The following is a 19,771-nucleotide window of genomic DNA, read 5'->3' on the forward strand; positions in this document are numbered from 1 at the left end:
GGCTGCTACTCGATCGGCGACGACACCCTGTGGGGCGTCAACCACCGCCGCAAGGGCACCGCGAACACCCTGGCCGCACTCAGGTCAATCCGGGCCGCCCGCCCGGACGGCGCCCCGGTCTACGTGATCCTGGACAACCTCTGCGCCCACAACGGCAAGAAGGTTCTCCGCTGGGCGAAGAACAACAACGTCCCCCGACGGGTCACACAGTCCCTGCGACTCTCCCGGCTACGCTCGCGCGGTAGCGCCCCACGGCGCGTGGCTGCGGGGCGCCTTGTGGGGTTCAGTCGACCGGCTGCCCGTCGTACGTACCGCCCTTGCAGAGGTTGCCCGGCTCGTGGATCGCGGGCGTTCCGCCGCCCTTCTCGCACTGAGAAGGGGTGACGTACGATGGGGCACCCTGTGCGGTGGTGGCGGTGGCGGTGGCGGCGCCTGTGAGGCCGAGTCCGGCCAGGGCTGCCGTGGCGATGACGGCGGCGAGGGTTCGTCGAATGCGCATTTGGTTCCCCTTTCACGGATTGCCTCGGTTGGGGCACTATTCAGTTTGATCTTCATCCATGTGGGTGGCACGTCATGTTGCGCCATTCGGGTGACAGCGTTGTCGGGTGCGGGGTCGGTGACGCAACCCGTCGGACAGGCGATATGTAGGGCGTTTTGTCAAGCGGTGTAGGGGTGACCTGCCCCCGGCGTGGTGGGCTGGGGGCTGGCGGGGGTCCGGGTGGGGTGCGTGTCCTGGCGACGACGCGCGGTCAGCCTGATATGCGCGGGTTGGTTACCGCATGACCGGTTGTGCGTCGGGAGCGGGCCGCTCGTCTAGCTGCCGGGCGTGGTCCGGTGGTGGGCCGGGCTGCCGATAGGGCCAGGGAAGCAGCCCGGGACCTGACGCGCGCCCGCGACGACGTCCGGGCCGACCTCATGCGCGCCCACCACCGCCCAACGCCGAGGACCGCACCCGCGCCGAGCAGGCGATCAAGGCATTCGCCCGCACCTACGGAGCGAAGTTCCCCAAGGCCGTCGCGAACGTAGAAGTCGCCGGTGTCGAACACGGTGACGCCCGAATCGAGGGCGTCCAGCAGAGTGGCCGCGGCCTCGTGCGGGTCAGTGGAGCCGTAGGTGCCGGTCATGCTCATGCAGCCGCGGCCGAGTCGGGAGACCGCTGGGCCGCATCGTTCCTCCGTCACTTTGGCAGGGCCGCGCGGAGGAACGCGAGGATCTCCGCCTGGGCGGCCTCGGCCTGTGGTTCCACGCCGGGCAGGGTGAGAAACGCGTGTCGCGCTCCCGGGTATTCGGTGAGCCGCGCGGAGGTCCCGGCCGCCTGCAGTCGCTCGGCGTAGCGGCGGCCGTGGTCGGCGACCGCGTCCTGGGTGGGCACCACCACGAGCGCCGGGGCGAGCCCGCTCAGGTCGTCCGCGTACAGCGGCGAGACTGCGCTGGTGTCGGCTCCCGGCGGGACGGCGAACCGCTGGATGAGCCGCAGTTGCGGCAGGGCCCGGGTCGGGTTGTACGCGTACTCGGCGATCGAGGGGTAGTCGAACATCGTCTCGGTCACGTCGACTACGGGGTTGACCAGTACCTGCGCCTTGAGCTCCAGGCCGGCCTCCCTGGCCCGGATGGCCGTCAGCGCGCAGATCAGCGCGCCGCAGCTCTCACCGAAGACGGCCGCGCGCGCCGGGTCGACGCCCCACTGCGCTGCGTGCCGCACCACGTACTGGAGCACGTCCCAGCCGTCGTCGGCGGCGTTCGCGAGCGGGCTGTCCGGGGCGAGGAGGCGGTGCTCGACGGAGACGACGAGGGCGGGTAGCCCCGCGGCGAGGTGGCTGTTGGTCCAGTCGCACTGCACCGCCGTGCCCACGAAGCCGCCTCCGTGAACATGGACCACGAGCGGCAGGTCGGTACGGGCTGCGGCTTCGTCGTCTCCCGTCGGGGCCGGCCGGTAGACGCGGACCGGTAGGTCGCGGCCGGGCAGCGCGACCTCCTGCCAGACGATCGCGGCGCCGGTGTCCGGCTCTCCGAGGATCGTCCGCGCCGCGCTGGAGGCCCGGAAGCGGTTCTCCGCGTCGCGGTAGGCGCGCAGTTCCTCGGTCGTGACCGCCGAGAAGTCCGGCTCCGGCGGCCGGGCCGCGATAGTGGTCTCGCTCATGTCTCCTTCTCCCCTCCCGGCCGGATGCCGGGTGTGTCGTTGTGGCCGGACACTGCGTTGACCTCATTATGCACGCAGTGCGTGCATCAGCAAGTGCATAGGTTAAGCTGAGCCCGGACGAGAGGGGCGAGATGACTGGCCGAAGGCGATGGTCGACCGAGGAGATCCTGGACACGGCGGCGGAACTGCTGCGCACGAGCGACGCCGAGTCGTTCAGCGTGCGTAAACTCGCCGCAGCGCTCGGGACCGACTCCTCCAGCCTCTACCGGCACTTTCGCAACAAGACCGAACTGCTGCGCGCGGTTGCCGACCGGATCCTGCTGGCCGCCATGGACGGCTACCGTCCCGAGGGCAACTGGAAGCAGCGCGTCACCGGCCTGGCCCTGCGCCTGCGGGAGGCCTTCGGCGAGCAACTCCAACTCGCCGCAGTGTGGGGACGCTATGGGTCCGGCGGCACCGGATCTCGATTGGTCATGGAGGAGCTGCTGCAGGCCTTGCGCACGTCCGGCCTGCCCGACGAGGAGGTCCCGGTGCGATACCACCGCATCGTGATCCTCCTCGCCGCGCTGATCGCCTCCGAGGCCGGTATCAGCACCATCACCCCCGAGGAGTACGAACAGGGCATGGAGCAGTTCCGTGTCGCGGTGCTCGGCGCCGACCCCGAACGCTTCCCCGCCCTGGCCCACTTCGCCCGCGACATCCGCCCCCTCGGAGCAGACCGCCGCGCCGCATTCGAAGAAATCCTCGCCGCCCACCTCGCCCAGATCGAGGCCCAGATCCCCTGACGTGCCGGATCACGAGTGCGATGCGGTCGGGTCGCGCCACTGCCGCAGGCCGGTGTAGGAGTAGCGGCCGAGGAAGTTGATGTGGTCGTACCGGAGCGAGGAGAGCCGGGCGGTCGTTCAGACCGAGCCTGCCCGGCCGCCCGCCGACTGGGCAGTGGACACTCCGGGCGCGGGGCGGGGGCCGGGCACCTGGGCCGCCGCCGCGGCTGCGGCCAACAGACGCCGGCCCGAGGTCCGACCGGCCGCGCCCGCCGTGGTCGACGCGCTGTGTGACGGTGTCGACGCTGCGGACCTCGGGCTGCGCGGTCCGGGCGTGGCTGCCTGCCGGGGACCTGTACCGGCGGCTGAGGCCGCGGGGGCACCGGTAGCTCACTGCCCCGCCGGGAAGTCAGCGGTGGCGCTCACTCCGGCCCACTTCCGCGTTTCCTCCGCGCGCGCCTCACCGGCGGCCAGGGCCGCGGTCACGGCCTGGGCGCCGAGCAGCAGTCGGCGTGGCGGGTCGTCGTGGCCGACGACATCGATGATCACCCGCGCGGCGCGTGCCGGGTCTCCGGGCTGCGTGCCGTTGTTCTCCTGCCGGTACCGGTTCATGGCGCCGACGGTCGCCTCATAGTCGGGTCCCACCGCGTGCAACTCCATGGACGAGCCCTGCCAGTCCGTCCGGAAGGCGCCGGGCTCGACGATGACCACCTTCACCCCGAACGGGGCGACCTCGCTGGCCAGTACCTCGGAGAAGCCCTCGACGGCGAACTTCGCGCTCTGGTAGGCACCCATTCCCGGGGTGCCTCCGACCCGGCCGCCCAGGGATGAGAACTGCACGAACACTCCCGACCGCTGTGCGCGCAGCACCGGCAACGCGGCCTGGGTGACGTTGACGACACCGAAGAAGTTCGCCTCGAACTGCTCGCGGAAGTCCTTGTCCGCCATCTCCTCGATCGGGCCGCTGTTGGCGTACCCGGCATTGTTCACCACCACGTCCAGTCGTCCGAACGATGCGACCGCGCGGTCCACCGCGGCACGGGCCGCATTCACGTCGGTCACGTCCAAGGCCGCGGTACGAACCCGCGCCCCGTAGCGGGAGGCCAGGTCCGCCAGTTGCTCCGGCCGCCGAGCCGTCGCCAGGACCTGGTCGCCGCTCTCCAGAACCGCTTCGGTCAGGCGCCGCCCGAAGCCCCGGGACGTGCCGGTGATCAACCATGTGCGAGTCATGCCAAGCCCCTTACGCTTTGTCTTGAGACCCATCGGTCATCACTGTCATTTGCGATGTGTCCACCGCGCATCAGTCATATGACGCCGAGTCAGCGATGGCGGCCAGGGGCGACCGAATCCATGCAGCTCAGCCGGCCCCGCTGTTCGTAGGATGGGCGAAGCTCCTCCGGGAGGAACTCGTACCGGAGGTGACATGCCGCAACACGCGAAACACCAGCTACTCGGGCGGACCCGGGAGTTGGAGGCGCTGGACCGCCTGCTGCGCGAGGTGCGCGACGGGCGCAGTCGGGTGCTGGTGCTGCGCGGCGAGGCCGGCGTCGGCAAATCGGCACTGCTCGACTATCTGGCCGGGCAGGCGGCGCAGCTGCAGACCGTACACGCGGCCGGCGTCGAAGCCGAGTCCGATTTCGCCTACTCGGCGCTGCAGCGCCTGTGCGCCCCGTTGCTGTCGCACCTGGATCGACTGCCGTCGGTGCAGCAGGACGCGTTGCGGGTCGCGTTCGGCCTGAGCGCGGGGAACCCGCCCGAGATGCTGCTGGTCGGGATCGCGGTCCTCGGTCTCTTCGCCGAGGCTGCGGCCGAGTCCCCGCTGGTGTGTCTGGTCGACGACGCGCAGTGGCTGGACCTGATGTCCCAGCGGATCCTGGCGTTCGTCGGGCGTCGGCTGGACGCCGAATCGGTGGCGTTGGTGTTCGCCGAGCGGATCACCGGCGGGCGGAAGGAAGAGGGCTTTTCCGGTCTGCCGGACCTTCCCCTGCGCGGGCTGGCCGACGCCGACGCCCGGGCGCTGCTCGACAGCGTGCTGCCGGGGCCGGTCGACGCCCGGGTGCGGGACCGGATCGTCGCCGAGACCGGCGGGAACCCGCTCGCCCTGCTGGAGTTGCCCCGGGGCCTGTCACCGGCGGAGCTGGCGTTCGGCTTCGGAGGACCAGGCGCCGGCCCGCTGGCGACCCGGGTCGAGGACGGCTTCCGTCGGCGCGTCGACGCACTGCCGGCCGACACCCGCGCCCTGCTGCTGGTCGCGGCGGTCGAACCGGTCGGCGACGGGCCGCTGTTGTGGCAGGCTCTGCGCCTGCTGGGCATCGGGCTCGAGGCTGCGGCACCGGCTGAGGCCGCAGACCTGATCACCCTGGGAGCCCCGGTGCGGTTCCGGCACCCGCTGGTGCGTTCGGCCGTCTGGCGTGGCGCGGATCCCGCCACACTGCGTGCGGCGCACCACGCCCTGGCCGAGGCCACCGACGCCGAGCGCGACCCCGACCGGCGGGCCTGGCACCAGGCCCACGCCGCGGTCGGACCGGACGAGCAGGTCGCCGCCGCACTGGAGTGCTCCGCCGTCCGGGCCCTGGCGCGCGGCGGCCGGGCGGCCGCCGCGTCCTTCCTGGAACGTGCCGCCGCACTCACCCCCGACCCGAAGGAGCGGGCGCGGCGTGCGCTGGCGGCCGCAGGGGCCCACGTCGCCGCGGGCGTGCTGGCGCGAGTTCCCGACCTGCTCGCCGCCGCCGAGCTGGGGCCGCTGGACCGGCTGCAGCAGGCCAACGCCAGTCGCCTGCGGGCCAAGGCGTCATCCATGACCAACCCGGGGCTCGGCGCGGTGCAGCCGTTGCTCGACGCGGCGGGCCGGCTCAGGGACCTTGACCCGACCGCCGCGCGGGAGACCTACCTCGCGGCGTTCGGCGCGGCCATCTGGGCCGGCCGGCACGACGAAGGCGGTCTGCGGCGAGCCGCCGAGGCCGCTCGCGACCTGCCGCCCGGCGACGAGACGGCGGGAGTCTTCCTCCGTGCCCTGGTCGCGTGGACCACGGACGGTCCGGTCGCCGCTTTCCCGCTGCTGGCGCGGGCGTTGCGCTCCCTCACCGACGACGAGGATCTGGCCGTCCTGTGGCCGGCCGCGAACGCCGCCGTGGAGCTGGGCGATCTCCAGGCCTGGCTGGACATCACCGATCGGGCGGTCCGCTCCGCCCGGACGACGGGCACGCTGTCGATCCTCTCGAGGGCGTTGCCCTACCGGGCGGCCTCGCTGGGCTATGTGGGGCGGTTCTCCGAAGCCCGGGATCTGCTGGCCGAGGCCGCGGCCGTCGAGGATGCCGCAGGCGTGGCGACGCGCATGGTCACAACAGCCTTGATCAGCGCGTACCGGGGACGGGAACGACCGGCCCTGGAACTGATCGAGGCGATGGAACGGGAGGGCGAGCAGCGCGGCCTGGGCCGGCTCACCGCCATGGCGGCGTGTGCGCGGGCCGTGCTCCACAACGGCCTGGGCAACTATCCGCTCGCCATGGAAGCGGCGCTCCGGGGCGGCGAGTACCAGGACCTCGTCGTGCACCACTGGACGTGCAGTGAGCTGGTCGAGGCGGCGACCCGGTCCGGCGAGGCGGCCGTGGCGGCCCGAGCGCGCGTGCGGCTGGCCGACTGGGGCCAGGCCGGCACACCCTGGGCCCTCGGCGCACAGGCGGTCGCCGACGCCCTGACCGGAGCACCCGAGCAGGCCGAAGACCGCTACCGCGAGGCCGTGGACCACTTCGGCCGGGGCGGGCTCGGCGTGTTCGAGGCTCGGACCCGGCTGCTGTTCGGCGAATGGCTGCGCCGCCAGAACCGGCGGGCCCAGGCCCGTACCGAGCTGCGGGCGGCGTACGAGGCGGCTGCGACGATGGGTATGGAGGCGTTTGCGGAACGGGCCCGTCGGGAGCTGCTCGCCACCGGCGAGACCGTCCGCAAGCGGACCCTCGGCGCGCCGGTCCTGACCCCGCAGGAGGCGCAGATCGCCCGACTCGCGGCCACCGGGCACCCGAACGCGGAGATCGGCGCGCAGTTGTTCCTCAGCCCTCGCACGGTCGAGTGGCACCTGCGCAAGGTCTTCGCCAAGCTGGGGATCTCGTCGCGTCGCGAGATCGCTGGTGCCTTCTCCGATCAATGATCGCCGTTGCCTTGAGCTTCCCCCGAGATGCGGCGGATGGTGACAGCGGTTCAGATGGGCCTCATGAGAGGACCCGAGGCCATGGCCGCCCCGAAGAAGTACCCGCAGGAGTTGCGTGAGCGTGCGGTGCGGATGCACCGCGCCGCCGACCCGAAGCCCGTCATCCGCCGGATGGCCACCCGCGTCTCCGGGAGCTCCAATGCGATGCTCTGCTCGGTACGCACCGCGCGTGCCGCCTCGCCGGCGCGTTCCGCGGCCTCGCTGACCCGAGCGGCGTGCATCGTCCGGGCGGTCCCCGCGCTCCTCTCGGCACTGCGCTTGAGATTGCCGGCGACGATCCGCGCCAGCCCGGCGTCCTTCAGGTTCCGCTGTGCGTTGCCGGCCCGGCGTTCAGCCCGTTCGCGGGCCTGCTGCATCTCCCGCTTCTCACGCTTGAGCACCAGCTCCGCATTCCGGAGGTTCCGCTCCGCCGCCTCCTGCTCGGTGGCCACAACATCCTGATACGCACTGAAGTTTCCGCCGTAGAACCGCATCTCGCCGCGTTCCAACTCGGCGATGCGGTCCATGCGGTCCAGCAGTTCGCGGTCGTGGCTGACGACCAGGACACAGCCCCGCAGACCGTCCAGGACCTCGTAGAGCCGGTGCCGGGCTGTGCGGTCGAGGTTGTTGGTCGGTTCGTCGAGCAGCAGGACGTCGGGGCGCTTCAGCAGCAGTGCGGCCAGGCCGAGCCCGACGATCTGACCGCCGCTGAGCCGGTCGAGCCGGTCGCGCAACGCGACGTGGCCGAGGCCGAGCCGCTCCAGTTCGGTTCGCGCCCGGTCTTCCACGTCCCAGTCGTCGCCGACGACGGTGAAGTGGTGCTCGGCGGTGTCGCCGGATCGCGCTGAGGCACCCGCATGGCCGTTGCAGCCCACGTCCGAGGTGTTGGCCTGTTGAGGGGAGGAGATGTGCCGCCCGCATCGCCATGGCATCAGGCTCGCAGGTGGCGCGTCACATTCCCCACGAGGTCGACATGTACGCGCCGTTCGGTGAAGTGCCACCGCTGTGCACGGCATTCGAACTGGTCCTGGTACCGGCCCGCGGCAATGGGTTGCAGAGGAAGGTCCGGCAGCGCCTGCAGCACGGTGAAGTACGACCGCGCGGTTGCGTGCCTGGAATCAGCCGCGATGTCGATGACGGTGTTGGTCGTGACGTGCTTGGTTCGCGGCGTGCCGTCCGGGTAGGTGATGAGCGTGTCCAAGAACATCGCCTCGATGGCCTTTTGGCCGCGGACGGGTGCCCCGCTGCCGACGAACACGGCATCTGCCAGCAGCGCGCCGACGGCGCCGAAGTCTCCACTGTCGACGTGCTCGGCGTAGGCGGCGATCAGGTTCTCGATCGCACGGTGACTCGATGAAATCTCCATGACAGTCCGGGACCTGTCCTTTCCTGTTCTCCGAAGCCAGTCGCCACAGCCTTGACGGCGGCCTCGTGCCCAATGCACGGCTTGGCAACCGGACGCGGCGCCCACTGCCGCAACACTGGGCACCCCTTGCGCGTCAGCTGGTGCCGGGTGAATCCCGGAAGGGCGGAGGGGGCGGGCTGGGGCCGCCCTCCCGGCGTTTTGGGGCCATCCGACAGGTCAGCGGGTGACGCGGGCGGCTTTCTCGATGACGTCGGCGACCAGGCCGGGGTGCGAGACCGCGACCGAGTGCGAGGCGGCGACCTCGGTGGTGTGGGCATGGGCGCGCTCGGCCATGAACTCCTGGGCCGCCGGCGGGACGTTCAGGTCCTGGGTGGTGACGATGTCCCAGCTCGGCTTCTGCTCCCAGGCGGCGGCGGTGGCCTTCTCCTGCAGGGCGGCCTGGGCGATCGGGCGCTGGGCGGCGGCCATCAGCGCGGCCTGGTCGGCCGGGACGTCGGCGGCGAACTGGTGCCGGAACTTGTCCTGCTGGATGTACAGGTCGGTGCCGGTGCTGCCGTCCGGGTTGGCGAACGGCACCGGGTCCAGGGTGCCCGGCAACGTCGAGCCGGGGAACTGGCTGGTCAGCTGCAACGCGGTCTCGCCGGGGGCCGGCAGGAACGCGGCGACGTAAACGAGGGCCTTGACCTTCGGGTTGTCGTAGCCGGCCTCGCTGATGACCGAGCCGCCGTAGGAGTGGCCGACCAGGATGACCGGGCCGTTGATGTGGGCGATGAGGCTGCGCAGGGCGGCGGCGTCGGACGCCGGGCCGCGCAGTGGGTTGGCGGCGGCGACCACCGGGTAGCCGTCGCGGTGCAGCTGCGTGATGACGCCGTCCCAGCTGGAGCCGTCCGCGAAGGCTCCGTGCTCCAGCACGATGGTCGGTTTCGGGCTGCGGTCGGCCGCCGCCGGGTTGGTCGCCGCGTCAGCGGTGCTGGTGAAGGCGAAGGCGCCGATCGCCACGGCTGTGCCGAGCGCAGCGGCCATCCCCGCGATGATCCGCCTCGTGCGGCCGTTCTCGATGCTCAACATGGGCCACGCTCCCGGGATTAGAACCAGTGGACTTGGTGGCCTTCACTGTCGCCCGCGGCTCTTCCCGGCCACATCGGTCATGTGACTTCAAGCCTTCTGCCCGTTCGGGCGCCGCGTGCCGCCTTCTCGACTCAGCGTCAGCTGACGGATGTGCCCGAGTCGGTGTGTCGACGACAGTGATGACGCCATACCCGAACCCGAGGAGAGATCACGCAACGACGGCTTCTGGCGCTCGCGGCGGCCGGTGTTTCTGATGGGCGGTACCAAGGAGGTTGACGACTTCTACCGCGTCTTCCTGGCCCCAGGCGTCACGCACTGCGGCTTGAACGCCGGCAGCGTCGACGACTTGGCCGCTTTGACCGCCTGGGTCGAGCACGGCCAGGCCCCGAACGTGCTGCACGCCACCCTGACCACCGCCACCGGCCAGACCGTCGCCCGCGACGTCTACCGCTACCCGATGGTCTCCCGGTACACCGGCCACGGTGACCCGAGCGTCGCGAGCAGCTTCCGCTGCGTCCAGGCTTCGCGCGACTGACCGACGCGCAGCAAGTTCGGGTCCGTCCCCTGGTCGGGGGAGGACCCGAACGCTTGACCCGCTGCGCTCAAAGCCCCAGATCCGCCGCCAGGCAGGAGAACCTGACCGCCAGGCGGTCGGGGTCGTAGGCGTCCGCCGTCTGATTCGCCGACAGCACCGGCTTCTCCTCGACCATGTCCTCGAAGGCGACACGTTCCGGGAGCGCGCCGAATCGGGCCTTGCGGATTTCCGCTGCTTGCTCGTGCGTGCTGGGATCACTCACTTCCGCACCTCCACACGGTCGACACCCTTGTGGGTCACAGATGGTCGGCGTCCACCACGGCCCGGGCGAACGCCGTCGGCGCCTCCTGCGGTGCATCGTGGCCGATGCCGGTGAGCACGCGGTGCTCGTATGCACCGGTGAAGAACTTCCGGTACCCCGTGCCGTCGGTCGTGGCCAGGAACGGGTCGAGGGCGGGGTCCAGGGCGATGGTCGGCACCGTGATGACCGGCCGGGCTGCGAGCAGCTGCTCGTAGCGGTCATAGCGGCGCGCGCCGTCGGCCAGGCCCAAGCGCCAGCGGTAGTTGTGGACCACGATGGCGGCGTAGTCGGGGTTCTCGAACGCCGCGGCCGTGCGCTCGAAGGTGGCGTCGTCGAAGTTCCAGGTCGGGGAGACCTCGTCCCACACCAGCCGGCACAGGTCGTGCCGGTTCTGCTTGGTCTCCATGGCAACGCGGCCGCGGTCGGTGGCGAAGTAGTACTGGTACCACCAGGTGTGCTCGGCCTTCGGCGGCAGCGGGTTCTTCTGCGAAGGGACGTTGATGATGAGGTAACCGCTCACCGCCACCAGGGCCTTGACCCGCTCCGGCCACAGCGCCGCAATGATGCCGGCGGTCCGCGAGCCCCAGTCGAAGCCGGCCAGCACCGCCTTGTGGATCTTCAGGGCGTCCATCAGGGCGATGATGTCGAGGGCGATCGCGGACTGCTGCCCGGTGCGGACGGTCGTCGGAGACAGGAAGCTCGTGGTGCCGTGGCCCCGCAGATACGGCACGATCACCCGGTAGCCGGCGTCCGCCAGCAGCGGCGCCACGTCGACGAAGCTGTGGATGTCATAGGGCCAGCCGTGCAGGCAGATGACCACGGGCCCGTGCTTCGGCCCGGCCTCGGCGTAGCCGATGTCGAGCACGCCGGCCTGGACTCGTTTCAGGTCGGTGAACGTCGTGTGCGTGCCCGGGGCGATGGTCGGGATGACCGGGGCCGGACGGTCGGGCCGGTCGGAATCGGCCGCGAAGGCGGCAGACGCGTTCGATGCCGCGCCGACCGACACGGCCGTGGCGCCCACGCCGAGGCCGACCGCCTTGGTGAATGTACGCCTGTTGATCATGTCTGGTCCTTTCCCGGAGACTCGCTGGCGCCTCCACTCTTCGTCGGCCACCGGCCGGGCACATCAGTCACATGACGTCGAGACGCTCGAAGACGCACGAGGACCTGCCGGACCGTCACATTCATGCGGTCGGTGAGGAGGTCGAGGCCGTGGCCGCACGGGACTGAGCGCGAGCATCAGACCTGCGAAACCTCCTCGGTCCGGCTCAGCGCGTCGCGCAGCGCTGCCCGGCTCGTGATGCCCAGCTTGGGAAAGACGCGGTACAGGTGTGAGCTGACGGTCCGCGGCGACAGGTGCATCCGCTCGCCGATCTCCTTGTTCGTCAGGCCGCCGGCAGCCAGGTCGGCGATGCGGCGTTCCTGCCAGGTCAGCGAGGCCAGGTTCAGCGTCGAGGTGCGGGGCGGGGTCCCGGTGGCGCGCAGTTCGGCCCGGGCCCGCTCATTCCAGCCGGCCGCGCCCAGCCGCTCGAACGCCTCGGCCGCCGGGACCAGGTATTGCCGCGCCGTCGCCGGGCCCTGGACGTGGCGCACCCGGATGCCGTGCGCCAGCCGGATTCGGGCCAGCTCGAACGGGAAGCGGGCGGCATCCGGGTGGGATTCGGCCCGCGCGAACATCTCGGCGGCCTCCTGCTCGTTCTCGGCGGTGATCGCCAGCGCGCCGTAGGTGATCAGCCCCAGGCGGGGTGACACGAGCGGCAGACCGGCGGCGCGGGCGGCGAGGGCGTGCGCCCGGGCCTGCTCGACGCGTCCGGTGTATTGGGCGGCCTCGACGAGATCGAGCAGGGTACGCGAGGCCTGATACGCATAGGGCCGGAACGTGCCCGGCTGCGTGATGCCGATGGCGTAGAGGTACGCGGCCTCGTAGTCGCCGGAGCTCAGCGCGGCGGTCGCGCCGGCGGAGTCGGCGGCCTGGGTCAGGAACCCCAGTCCGCGTGGGCGGGCCCAGGCGTCCACCTCGGCCTGCAGGTCCCGCGCCCGCCCGACCTGTCCGCGCAGCGCCGCGAGCTGGGCCAGGTACGCGCGGCTCTGGGCGGCGAACAGATGGTGGCCGTGCTCGGCCGCCAGGTCCAGACCGCGCAGTCCGGTTTCCTCAGCCTCGGCCCATTCGCCGACCGCCATCTGGTCGAGCATGATCTGGTGCAGCATCACCATGCCGGTGGCCACGGCCCCGGTCTCCAACTCGCGGTCCACGACGCGCTGGAGGTGGGGGCGGTACTGGCTCAGGACGTCGAGGTGGTACGCGGCCGCACCCAACCGCGTGACGTCCCAGGGTTCCAGATCCGGCAGCTCCGCGGCGGCTTGTCGCACCGGCCCGGCCCAGTCGGCTCCGTGCCTGGTCACATCGCTCCAGGTACCGCTGTAGAGGCGCGAGCGTTCGGTGACGAGGCCGCCCATGGAGGCGAGGAGTTCGTGCGTGCTCTCCCAGGCCGCGCGGTCCCCGCTGTACTGACTGATCGCCAGGAGGAGGATCACCAGCCGGGTGAGGACCTCCTCAGGTTCGGCTCTGCCGACAGTCGACTCAGCGGCTCTGCCGACAGTCGACTCAGCGGCTCTGCCGACAATCGACACAGCGGCCCTGCCGACAGTCGACACAGCGGCTGGCCCGGCGTCCCGCAGCTTCTCGATCGCGGCCGAGACCTGTCGATGGGTGGAGCGGACGTCTCCGTCCTGGTAGAGCGCCTGGTAGGCGGTCGCCAGCACCGAGGCCGGCGACTGCGTCGAACCGGGTGCGAGGTCCGCTTGGACCAGCCGGTGTGCCTGGCCGAGGCGGGCGGCGTGCCCGGCGACGAAGGCCGCGTCGGTCAGCCGCCGGGACCGGTCGGTGCGGTTCTCGCTGAGCTCGGCGGCCCGGGTCAGCCAGGTCACGGCAGCCAGCGCGCCGCCGCGCCGGGTCGCCGACCCGGCCGCCGCCTCCAGGATGTCGGCGACGTCCTCGTCGGGATCGACCGTTGCCGCTGCCAGGTGCGTCGCCCGGCGTTCGAGGTTCTCCCGATGAACCTGCGCCAGCGTCAGATGCGCGGCGCGGCGCTGGTTGGAAGTGGCCATCTGCACGACGGCGGTACGCACAAGCGGGTGGCGGAAAACGACATCGCCGGTGGCCACCTCGATGTCCAGCAGCCCGGCAGCCACTGCCGTGTCGGCGTCGCGCATGCCATAGCGCGTGCCGGGGACGGCGTCGGCGCCGCTCGGGGTCCCGGCGCCGTCGAGCGCGCCCATCAGCAGCTCGGCCCGCACCCGCTCGTCGAGGGCTGCGATGCGGGCGCCGAACAGCCGTTGCAGCCGCCGGGGCAACGGCACGCCGTGCTGACCGATGAGGCCTTCGGCCGGGAGGTCGCTCGACCGGTCGGCGAAGTGGGCGGGCAGCTCCAGCAAGGCCAGCGGGTTGCCCTGGGCCTGCTCCAGGACGATTCGGCGGATCTGTCGGCTCAGATCCGGGTACCGGTGGTCCAGCAGGCGTGCCGCGTCCTCGTCGGCGAGGGCGGCGATCGGCAGTTCGGGCAGTGCGGCGGTGTCGAAGCGCGACGTGATGTCGGTGCGGACTGCGACCAGCAGCCTCATCGGGCTGCTGGTCAGGCGTCGGCCCACGAAGCCGCAGACGTCGGCGCTGGAGTCGTCCAGCCACTGCCCGTCGTCGAGGACCAGCAGCAGCGACCGCCCAGCAGCGGAGAGCGCCAGCAGGCTGAGAACGGCGATGCCGAGCGTCATGACCGAGGGCGGATCGCCCTGCACTCCGCCGAACACGGCGTCGAACACCGCCCGGGTCCCGTCATCCAACCGCGCGGCGTCGGCGAGCGACGGATGAAGGAACTGATGCAGCCCGGCATAGGGCAGCGCGGACTCCGCCTCGACGCCGGCGGCCCGGATGACGACGTGGCCCTCCTGCTCCGCCAGCGCGGCGGCGTGGCTCAACAGCGAACTCTTGCCGACCCCCGTCTCCCCCCGCAGGACGAGAGCCTGGCCCGTGGCGGACTTCACGAACGCCACGAGCTCCGCCTGCTCGTCCTCGCGGCCCACCATCGTTGTGGTGATGGACTTCATGCCGCCCTGCCCCTTCCTGTCCAGATGGCTCAGCAGCGGAGCGCACACCTGCTGGAGTGCCGAGTACGTGATCTCGGATTCGGTTCCACCTCGACGGTGCGGACGACGCGGCCCGCCGGGGCGCGACTCGCCAGATGGGTGCGCAGGGCGGTCTTGCCGACGCCGGACCCGCCGCGCAGGACCAGTACGCGGCTGTGTCGGCGGTGCACGGCGAGCAACAGCCCATCGAGCGCTTCCTGTTCCCGGGCGCGTCCGTGCAGCCGTGGCGAGAGCGGATCCCCTGTCACGTCTGGTTCGCCGTTGCGATCAGGCTCCACCGACGCCTCTCAGCCGCCGAGCCCGAAGAAATCGACGTCCTCGCGGAACCCGATCCGCGTGTAGAAGTCCTTGGCCCGGTCCACGTCCGAGACAGGGACGACCACGACCTCGATCTTGAATTCCACCATCGTCAGCTCCTTCGCCGCCACGGATGCCGGTCAGCATTCACCGATCACGATCCCGGGACTGCGGGCCCGTCGAGCCAGTGCCGAACCCTGGCCAGTACCCGGGCCGGGGTCGACCAGTGTCCGGCACCGGGTCGGCGGGGCGCCGCCGCCAGGGAGTCTGAGGACAGCCGTTCAGGACACCGAGGTAACGACCGCGGGGAGAACCCCATGGCAACCATCGCCCAGGCGCTCGAGCGGAGCGTCGGGGGCCTGCGCGAGGTAGGGCATGGCGCCGGTGGCGGCGAGCATCTCGATCGGCGCACCGTGGCAATCGCCGCCGACCAGCCGGGGGTTGCTGTGCGTACCGCGCTCATCCGGCCCGTACAGGTGGGCGAGCAGGTCTGTGGTGTCCTTGACGCGGCGCAGATGGGCGATCAGGGGGCAACCTCGGGGGAGAGCGATGGGGCAGGACACCCGGGACGGGGGACCGGTGAGAGAGGATCCGCGGATTCCGGGATTTGGAGCGGCCGGAAGCGTCTGCCACTGGCTCTGCTCGGACGGCTGACCGCTCGTGGTCCGCGAACACGTAGTACGGCGTCGCAGCACCACGTTGTTCGTGCCAGGACCTACCCTGGCTGCATGATCACTGGCGGACACGTCATCCTCTACAGCCGTGATGCGGATGCCGACCGGGCCTTCTTCAGGGATGTGCTGGAGTTTCCGCATGTCGACGCGGGAGGCGGTTGGTTGATCTTCAAGCTCCCGCCGACCGAGATCGCCGTGCATGCCACGGAGGGCCCGGAGACGCAGGAGTTCTATCTGATGTGCGACGACGTCGACGCAACGGTGCGGAGCCTGGCCGCGAAGGGAGTCGAGTTCACGCAGCCGGTCACCGACGCGCGCTGGGGACGGCTCACCAGGTTCCGGCTGCCGGGCGGCAGTGAGCTGGGCATGTACGAGCCGCGCCACGAGAGGGCTATCGACCTGTAAGGCATCCCGGCACTGCGGGAGTCATCGACGGCTGATCAACTACCAGGTCGACGGTCCGAGCAACGTCGCCGAAAGCCGGGCGAGACGGCCGCCGCCAGCCCCGACGGTCGGCCGCGGGGGCTGGCCGTCCCGCCGTCAGAAGTGCGGGTTGTCGGTCGGCTTGTCGCGGTCGGTCCCAACAGGGTGGCCGCCCTCTCGGAAGACAGCCCGAAGCTGACCCAGGCGTGGTTGAGCAGAAGCAGGCCGACATAGGCGAGGGTCAGCGGCGATCGGCGCGGATACGCCCGGATGGTGCGGAGCAGCCGGCCCAAGGGGCCCCACAATGGCTGAGAGTTCATGGTGTGAGATTGTCCAGGCTAGCCGACGGGTGTTGTTAACTTGTCAGTTGTTCTCTCCGGACTTCGGCCATCTCCTCAGGTGTCACACCACATCAACGACACCAACTGGCACAAGGACGCGCCGCCACGCACCGACCTGACCAAGCCCTGGTAGCGGCGGAGACCCTACATGGGAGCCCGCCTCACAACCAGCGAGGCGCTGCCTGCACGATCGGCCTTCACAGCCGAGGAGTTGACACCGCCCCAGGACCACGCCCCACCTGCGGTTGAGCGGTTCAGGCCGGGTTCCCGCGCTCGCCATCCTGAAGATCTCGCACACTTTCCGTTATCCGCAGCCCCGCGCCCGATCTCCCATACGTCGGCAGCAAACCACCCATCTGCCGGTGAGGAGAGCGCATGACTGACAAACGAGCGGTATGCGGGCGTGACAAGGGCCGTGTACCGGTGGGTACTTCGGTGGCGGTGAGCGTCATCGCCGGTGTCCCGCCCCGCCACGGATGATCCCGAACTGACCACAAGTCAGTTGATCAGCGAGCTCGTGATCGGCCAGGACCCGCCATCGGCTCGGCGCCCGACGCCCGACGCGGGCCAACGGCGCTGCGAAAACTGACGACACGTCATCTGATTGCGCAGTCCCCTCCTCCGCTAGGCCGTGCCGCACGGCGCTGCCCCCACACCAGGAGAACCACATGAAAGCCGCACACGCCCGCAAGAAGCTGCCCAAGCTCCTGATAGCCGCCGCCCTCGCGCTGACCGCCGGGATCGGGATCGCGGCCAACGGGCCGGGCAGGGCCCATGCGGGGCTCACCAGCCCCTCCCCTGCAGTCAAGACCGCCACTCCCCGCCCGGGCCTGGCACCCCAGTCAGCCACCGACGCCGTCCAGGACGACGACTCGAAGCAGGTGCGCCCCAAGGACCGTCGACCTCTGCCGTCCAACACCGAGGCACTGCACCAGGACTACAGCAAGCCGGCGAGGTCCGCCGCGGCACTGTCGAAGGCAGCGACCGCGAAGGCAGGCGGCCCGAAGGCGAGCGCCGCCGAGTGCTCCACCAGCGCCTTCACCGCAAACACCGGCAGCGCCCTGCTCCAGGCGATCCAGTCCGCGGGCCCGGACTGCATCAACGGCCTGTTCAGCCTCACCGGTTCAGACGCACACCTGGCCTTCCAGGAGTCGCAGATGACCACTGTGGCGGACGCCTTGGCCACCGCCTCCCGCGACTACCCGGGTGACAACAGCACCCACGTCCTGGAACTCGTGCTCTACCTTCGGGCCGGCTACTACGTGCAGTGGAACCACCCCTCCGACGTCGGCACCTACGGCAGCGCTCTGCAGACCGCGATCCAGTCCGCCCTGGACTCCTTCTACGCCAACCCCCACAGCCTGGACGCCACCGACGCCAACGGCGCAGTCCTGTCGGAAGCCGTCACCCTGATCGACAGCGCCAGCCAGAACGCCCGCTACCTGCCCGTCCTCAAGAAGCTGCTCACCGGCTACAACAGCTCGTACAACAACTCGTACAACATGCTGACCGCGGTCAACAACGTCTACACCGTCCTCTTCCGCGGCCACCAGAACCCCGACTTCGTCACCGCCACCGACGCCGACCCCTCCGTCCTCACCACCCTCGAAACCTTCGCCAACAACAACCTCGGCCTCCTCGGCGGACCGCAGAGCTACCTGGCGTCCAACGCCGGCACCGAACTGGCGCGGTTCCTGCAGGATCGCACCCTGGCCCCCACCGTCCGTCCGATGATCAAGAGCCTGCTGGCCAAGTCCTCGATGACCGGCCCCACCGCACCCCTCTGGGTCGGCATCGCCGCCCAGGCAAACGACAACGACCAGAACAACTGCTCCGACTACGGCACCTGCGACCTCGCCAACCGGCTCAAGGCGGCCGTGCTGACCATCGACTACCAGTGCGGCACGGTCCACATCGTGACCCAGGCACTCACCAAGGACCAGCTGCTCAGCACCTGTGACAGCCTCACCGGCGAGAACGCCTACTTCCACAACCTCGTCAAGGACCCCGGCCCGCTGCCCGACGACCACAACAGCGCCATGGAGGTGGACGTCTTCCACTCCACCAGCGACTACCAGACCTACGCCAACGTCATCTTCGGCGTCGACACCAACAACGGCGGCATCTACGAGGAAGGCGACCCCTCCAAGCCCGACAACCAAGCCCGGTTCGTCGCCTATGAAGCCGACTGGCTGCGCCCGAGCTTCCAGATATGGAACCTCAACCACGAGTACACCCACTACCTCGACGGCCGCTTCGACACCGCTGGCGACTTCGCCGCCGCAACCTCCACCCCTGACACCATCTGGTGGATCGAGGGCTTCGCCGAGTACGAGTCCTACGGCTACCGCGGCGTGACCGACGCCGAGGCGGTCGCCGACGCGGCCAAGGGCACCTACCCGCTCAGCACCGTCTTCGCCAACACCTACAGCAGCGGCACGGACCGGATCTACCCCTGGGGCTACCTCGCGGTGCGCTACATGATGGAGAACCACCGCTCCGACATCGACACCCTGCTCGGTCACTACCGATCCGGCGACTACAAAGCCGCACTCGGCCTGATCAACTCCATCGGCACCAGCTACGACGCCGACTGGGCCAAGTGGCTCAAGGAATGCGCCGCCAGCGCGTGCAACGCCGCCGGCAAGCCGCTCACCGCCACCTTCACCGCCAAGGCGAACGGGCTGAACGTCACGCTCACCGACACCACCGAAGGCTCGGCCTCGATCACCGCCCACAAGTGGGAATTCGGCGACGGCACCACCTCCACCGACGCCAACCCGACCAAGACCTACACCAAGCCGGGCAGCTACCACGTCCGGCTGACCGTCACCGACAAGGCCGGCGCCACCGCAACCGCCGACCAGACGGTCGCGGTCGGTGCTTCAGCCGCCGAGTGCACCGCTGACGACACCCGCCGGCTGGACCGGAACTGCAGCCGATCCAACCTCACCGCCGCCGCCGGAGACAACAGCTACCTCTACATCGACATCCCCGCCGGAACCAAGACCCTCACCATCACGACCACCCCCGGCACCGGAACCACCGACCTCTACTACAGCCCCACCACCTGGGCCGACAGCACTGCCAACACCGCCTCCGCCACCGGCGACGGCCCGCACACCCTCACCATCACCAGTCCCCCGACCGGCTGGAACTACATCACCCTCCACGCCACCACCGCCTTCACCGGCGCGACCGTGACGACAGAGTTCTGACCCCCGCCAGTCGCGCCGCCCTGCGGGTTCCCCTCCACCTGGACCCGTGCATTACGCTGGCCACGCCTTTTCCGCCGGGCTCCCGCACCTGCTCGCCGGTGCCCGCTGGAACGCGGACGAGATCCGCCACGACCCAGCTGATCAACGCCATCACCCACTGGCCGGCAGGAAGCGGCTCAAGCCCGCGGATTGCCCACGCTCAGCGTCACCGCGAACGACGACGCGCACCTGCGCCGCGGCTGGTGGCCGCTGCGCCGGCTGCGACCTGTCACGGTTCCTGATGCGGCGCGGGGGCGGTCGTGGGAGGTTGGTTCTCCGGAG

At 70.4% G+C, this 19,771-nt stretch carries 14 protein-coding genes and 3 pseudogenes; 6 read left to right on the forward strand and 11 right to left on the reverse strand.

What is annotated here, in order from left to right:
- Positions 1-192, forward strand: a pseudogene (locus ACWDAK_RS34955) (IS630 family transposase); the annotation flags it as partial.
- A 91-nt stretch (positions 193-283) separates the two neighbouring features.
- Here the strand turns inward: ACWDAK_RS34955 and ACWDAK_RS34960 are convergent.
- From ACWDAK_RS34960 to ACWDAK_RS34970, 3 genes are all read right to left on the reverse strand, one after another.
- Positions 284-499, reverse strand: a complete 216-nt coding sequence (locus ACWDAK_RS34960) for a hypothetical protein (RefSeq protein ID WP_344641031.1) — start codon at positions 497-499, stop codon at positions 284-286.
- A gap of 250 nt (positions 500-749) precedes the next feature.
- A complete protein-coding gene (locus tag ACWDAK_RS34965; protein WP_425557857.1) occupies positions 750-1,181 on the reverse strand; it encodes an aldo/keto reductase in 432 nt (143 codons plus the stop codon).
- Positions 1,178-2,140 carry an alpha/beta hydrolase gene (locus ACWDAK_RS34970; RefSeq protein WP_427395785.1) on the reverse strand — a complete coding sequence of 321 codons (963 nt, stop codon included), beginning with the start codon at positions 2,138-2,140 and terminating at the stop codon, positions 1,178-1,180. The genes ACWDAK_RS34965 and ACWDAK_RS34970 overlap by 4 nt, the downstream gene beginning before the upstream one ends.
- Positions 2,141-2,271: 131 nt before the next feature.
- Here ACWDAK_RS34970 and ACWDAK_RS34975 point away from each other — a divergent pair, with 131 nt between their 5' ends.
- Complete coding sequence (locus tag ACWDAK_RS34975) at positions 2,272-2,925, forward strand: TetR/AcrR family transcriptional regulator (protein ID WP_427395784.1); 654 nt, start codon at positions 2,272-2,274, stop codon at positions 2,923-2,925.
- Positions 2,926-3,294: 369 nt separating this feature from the next.
- Here the strand turns inward: ACWDAK_RS34975 and ACWDAK_RS34980 are convergent, their stop codons facing one another.
- Entirely contained in the window at positions 3,295-4,134 is an 840-nt protein-coding gene (locus ACWDAK_RS34980; RefSeq protein WP_427395783.1) for an oxidoreductase, read from the reverse strand.
- Between the two features lie 193 nt (positions 4,135-4,327).
- Here ACWDAK_RS34980 and ACWDAK_RS34985 point away from each other — a divergent pair, with 193 nt between their 5' ends.
- Positions 4,328-7,048 carry an ATP-binding protein gene (locus ACWDAK_RS34985; RefSeq protein WP_427395782.1) on the forward strand — a complete coding sequence of 907 codons (2,721 nt, stop codon included), beginning with the start codon at positions 4,328-4,330 and terminating at the stop codon, positions 7,046-7,048.
- Between the two features lie 137 nt (positions 7,049-7,185).
- Here ACWDAK_RS34985 and ACWDAK_RS34990 read toward each other — a convergent pair.
- From ACWDAK_RS34990 to ACWDAK_RS35000, 3 genes and pseudogenes are all read right to left on the reverse strand, one after another.
- Positions 7,186-7,935 (reverse strand): annotated as a pseudogene (locus ACWDAK_RS34990) (ATP-binding cassette domain-containing protein); the annotation flags it as partial.
- An 83-nt stretch (positions 7,936-8,018) separates the two neighbouring features.
- A complete protein-coding gene (locus tag ACWDAK_RS34995) occupies positions 8,019-8,453 on the reverse strand; it encodes a nuclear transport factor 2 family protein (protein WP_344641037.1) in 435 nt (144 codons plus the stop codon).
- Between the two features lie 216 nt (positions 8,454-8,669).
- The gene (locus ACWDAK_RS35000) at positions 8,670-9,521 is read right to left on the reverse strand and encodes an alpha/beta fold hydrolase (protein WP_344641038.1); all 852 of its coding nucleotides are present in this window, start codon (positions 9,519-9,521) and stop codon (positions 8,670-8,672) included.
- A 253-nt stretch (positions 9,522-9,774) separates the two neighbouring features.
- Between ACWDAK_RS35000 and ACWDAK_RS35005 the strand changes: the two are divergent.
- Positions 9,775-10,056, forward strand: a pseudogene (locus tag ACWDAK_RS35005) (tannase/feruloyl esterase family alpha/beta hydrolase); the annotation flags it as partial.
- A gap of 67 nt (positions 10,057-10,123) precedes the next feature.
- Here the strand turns inward: ACWDAK_RS35005 and ACWDAK_RS35010 are convergent.
- The 4 genes from ACWDAK_RS35010 to ACWDAK_RS35025 all read right to left on the reverse strand — a co-directional run bounded on the left by ACWDAK_RS35010 (position 10,124) and on the right by ACWDAK_RS35025 (position 15,357).
- Positions 10,124-10,318 carry a hypothetical protein gene (locus tag ACWDAK_RS35010; protein WP_344641039.1) on the reverse strand — a complete coding sequence of 65 codons (195 nt, stop codon included), beginning with the start codon at positions 10,316-10,318 and terminating at the stop codon, positions 10,124-10,126.
- 34 nt (positions 10,319-10,352) lie between these two features.
- A complete protein-coding gene (locus ACWDAK_RS35015) occupies positions 10,353-11,420 on the reverse strand; it encodes an alpha/beta fold hydrolase (RefSeq protein WP_344641040.1) in 1,068 nt (355 codons plus the stop codon).
- Positions 11,421-11,596: 176 nt separating this feature from the next.
- Positions 11,597-14,458, reverse strand: coding sequence for a helix-turn-helix transcriptional regulator (locus tag ACWDAK_RS35020; RefSeq protein ID WP_427395781.1), 2,862 nt, complete (start codon positions 14,456-14,458; stop codon positions 11,597-11,599).
- Positions 14,459-15,075: 617 nt separating this feature from the next.
- Entirely contained in the window at positions 15,076-15,357 is a 282-nt protein-coding gene (locus ACWDAK_RS35025; RefSeq protein ID WP_427395780.1) for a hypothetical protein, read from the reverse strand.
- Between the two features lie 165 nt (positions 15,358-15,522).
- Between ACWDAK_RS35025 and ACWDAK_RS35030 the strand changes: the two genes are divergently transcribed.
- Together ACWDAK_RS35030 and ACWDAK_RS35035 are read left to right on the forward strand one after the other, a co-directional pair.
- Complete coding sequence (locus ACWDAK_RS35030; protein ID WP_344641043.1) at positions 15,523-15,873, forward strand: VOC family protein; 351 nt, start codon at positions 15,523-15,525, stop codon at positions 15,871-15,873.
- 1,027 nt (positions 15,874-16,900) lie between these two features.
- Complete coding sequence (locus tag ACWDAK_RS35035) at positions 16,901-19,450, forward strand: collagenase (protein WP_427395779.1); 2,550 nt, start codon at positions 16,901-16,903, stop codon at positions 19,448-19,450.
- Positions 19,451-19,771: the final 321 nt, after the last annotated feature.

The organism is Kitasatospora sp. NPDC001175 (assembly GCF_053598215.1).

What these genes read in the sequence shown, in the direction of transcription:
- ACWDAK_RS35030 (WP_344641043.1), top strand. Translation starts at nt 15,523, where the DNA reads ATGATCACTGGCGGACACGTCATCCTCTACAGCCGTGATGCGGATGCC.
- ACWDAK_RS34985 (WP_427395782.1), top strand. Translation starts at nt 4,328, where the DNA reads ATGCCGCAACACGCGAAACACCAGCTACTCGGGCGGACCCGGGAGTTG.
- ACWDAK_RS34970 (WP_427395785.1), bottom strand. Translation starts at nt 2,140, where the DNA reads ATGAGCGAGACCACTATCGCGGCCCGGCCGCCGGAGCCGGACTTCTCG.
- ACWDAK_RS35035 (WP_427395779.1), top strand. Translation starts at nt 16,901, where the DNA reads ATGAAAGCCGCACACGCCCGCAAGAAGCTGCCCAAGCTCCTGATAGCC.
- ACWDAK_RS34975 (WP_427395784.1), top strand. Translation starts at nt 2,272, where the DNA reads ATGACTGGCCGAAGGCGATGGTCGACCGAGGAGATCCTGGACACGGCG.
- ACWDAK_RS35015 (WP_344641040.1), bottom strand. Translation starts at nt 11,420, where the DNA reads ATGATCAACAGGCGTACATTCACCAAGGCGGTCGGCCTCGGCGTGGGC.
- ACWDAK_RS34960 (WP_344641031.1), bottom strand. Translation starts at nt 499, where the DNA reads ATGCGCATTCGACGAACCCTCGCCGCCGTCATCGCCACGGCAGCCCTG.
- ACWDAK_RS35020 (WP_427395781.1), bottom strand. Translation starts at nt 14,458, where the DNA reads ATGAAGTCCATCACCACAACGATGGTGGGCCGCGAGGACGAGCAGGCG.
- ACWDAK_RS34980 (WP_427395783.1), bottom strand. Translation starts at nt 4,134, where the DNA reads ATGACTCGCACATGGTTGATCACCGGCACGTCCCGGGGCTTCGGGCGG.
- ACWDAK_RS35000 (WP_344641038.1), bottom strand. Translation starts at nt 9,521, where the DNA reads ATGTTGAGCATCGAGAACGGCCGCACGAGGCGGATCATCGCGGGGATG.
- ACWDAK_RS34995 (WP_344641037.1), bottom strand. Translation starts at nt 8,453, where the DNA reads ATGGAGATTTCATCGAGTCACCGTGCGATCGAGAACCTGATCGCCGCC.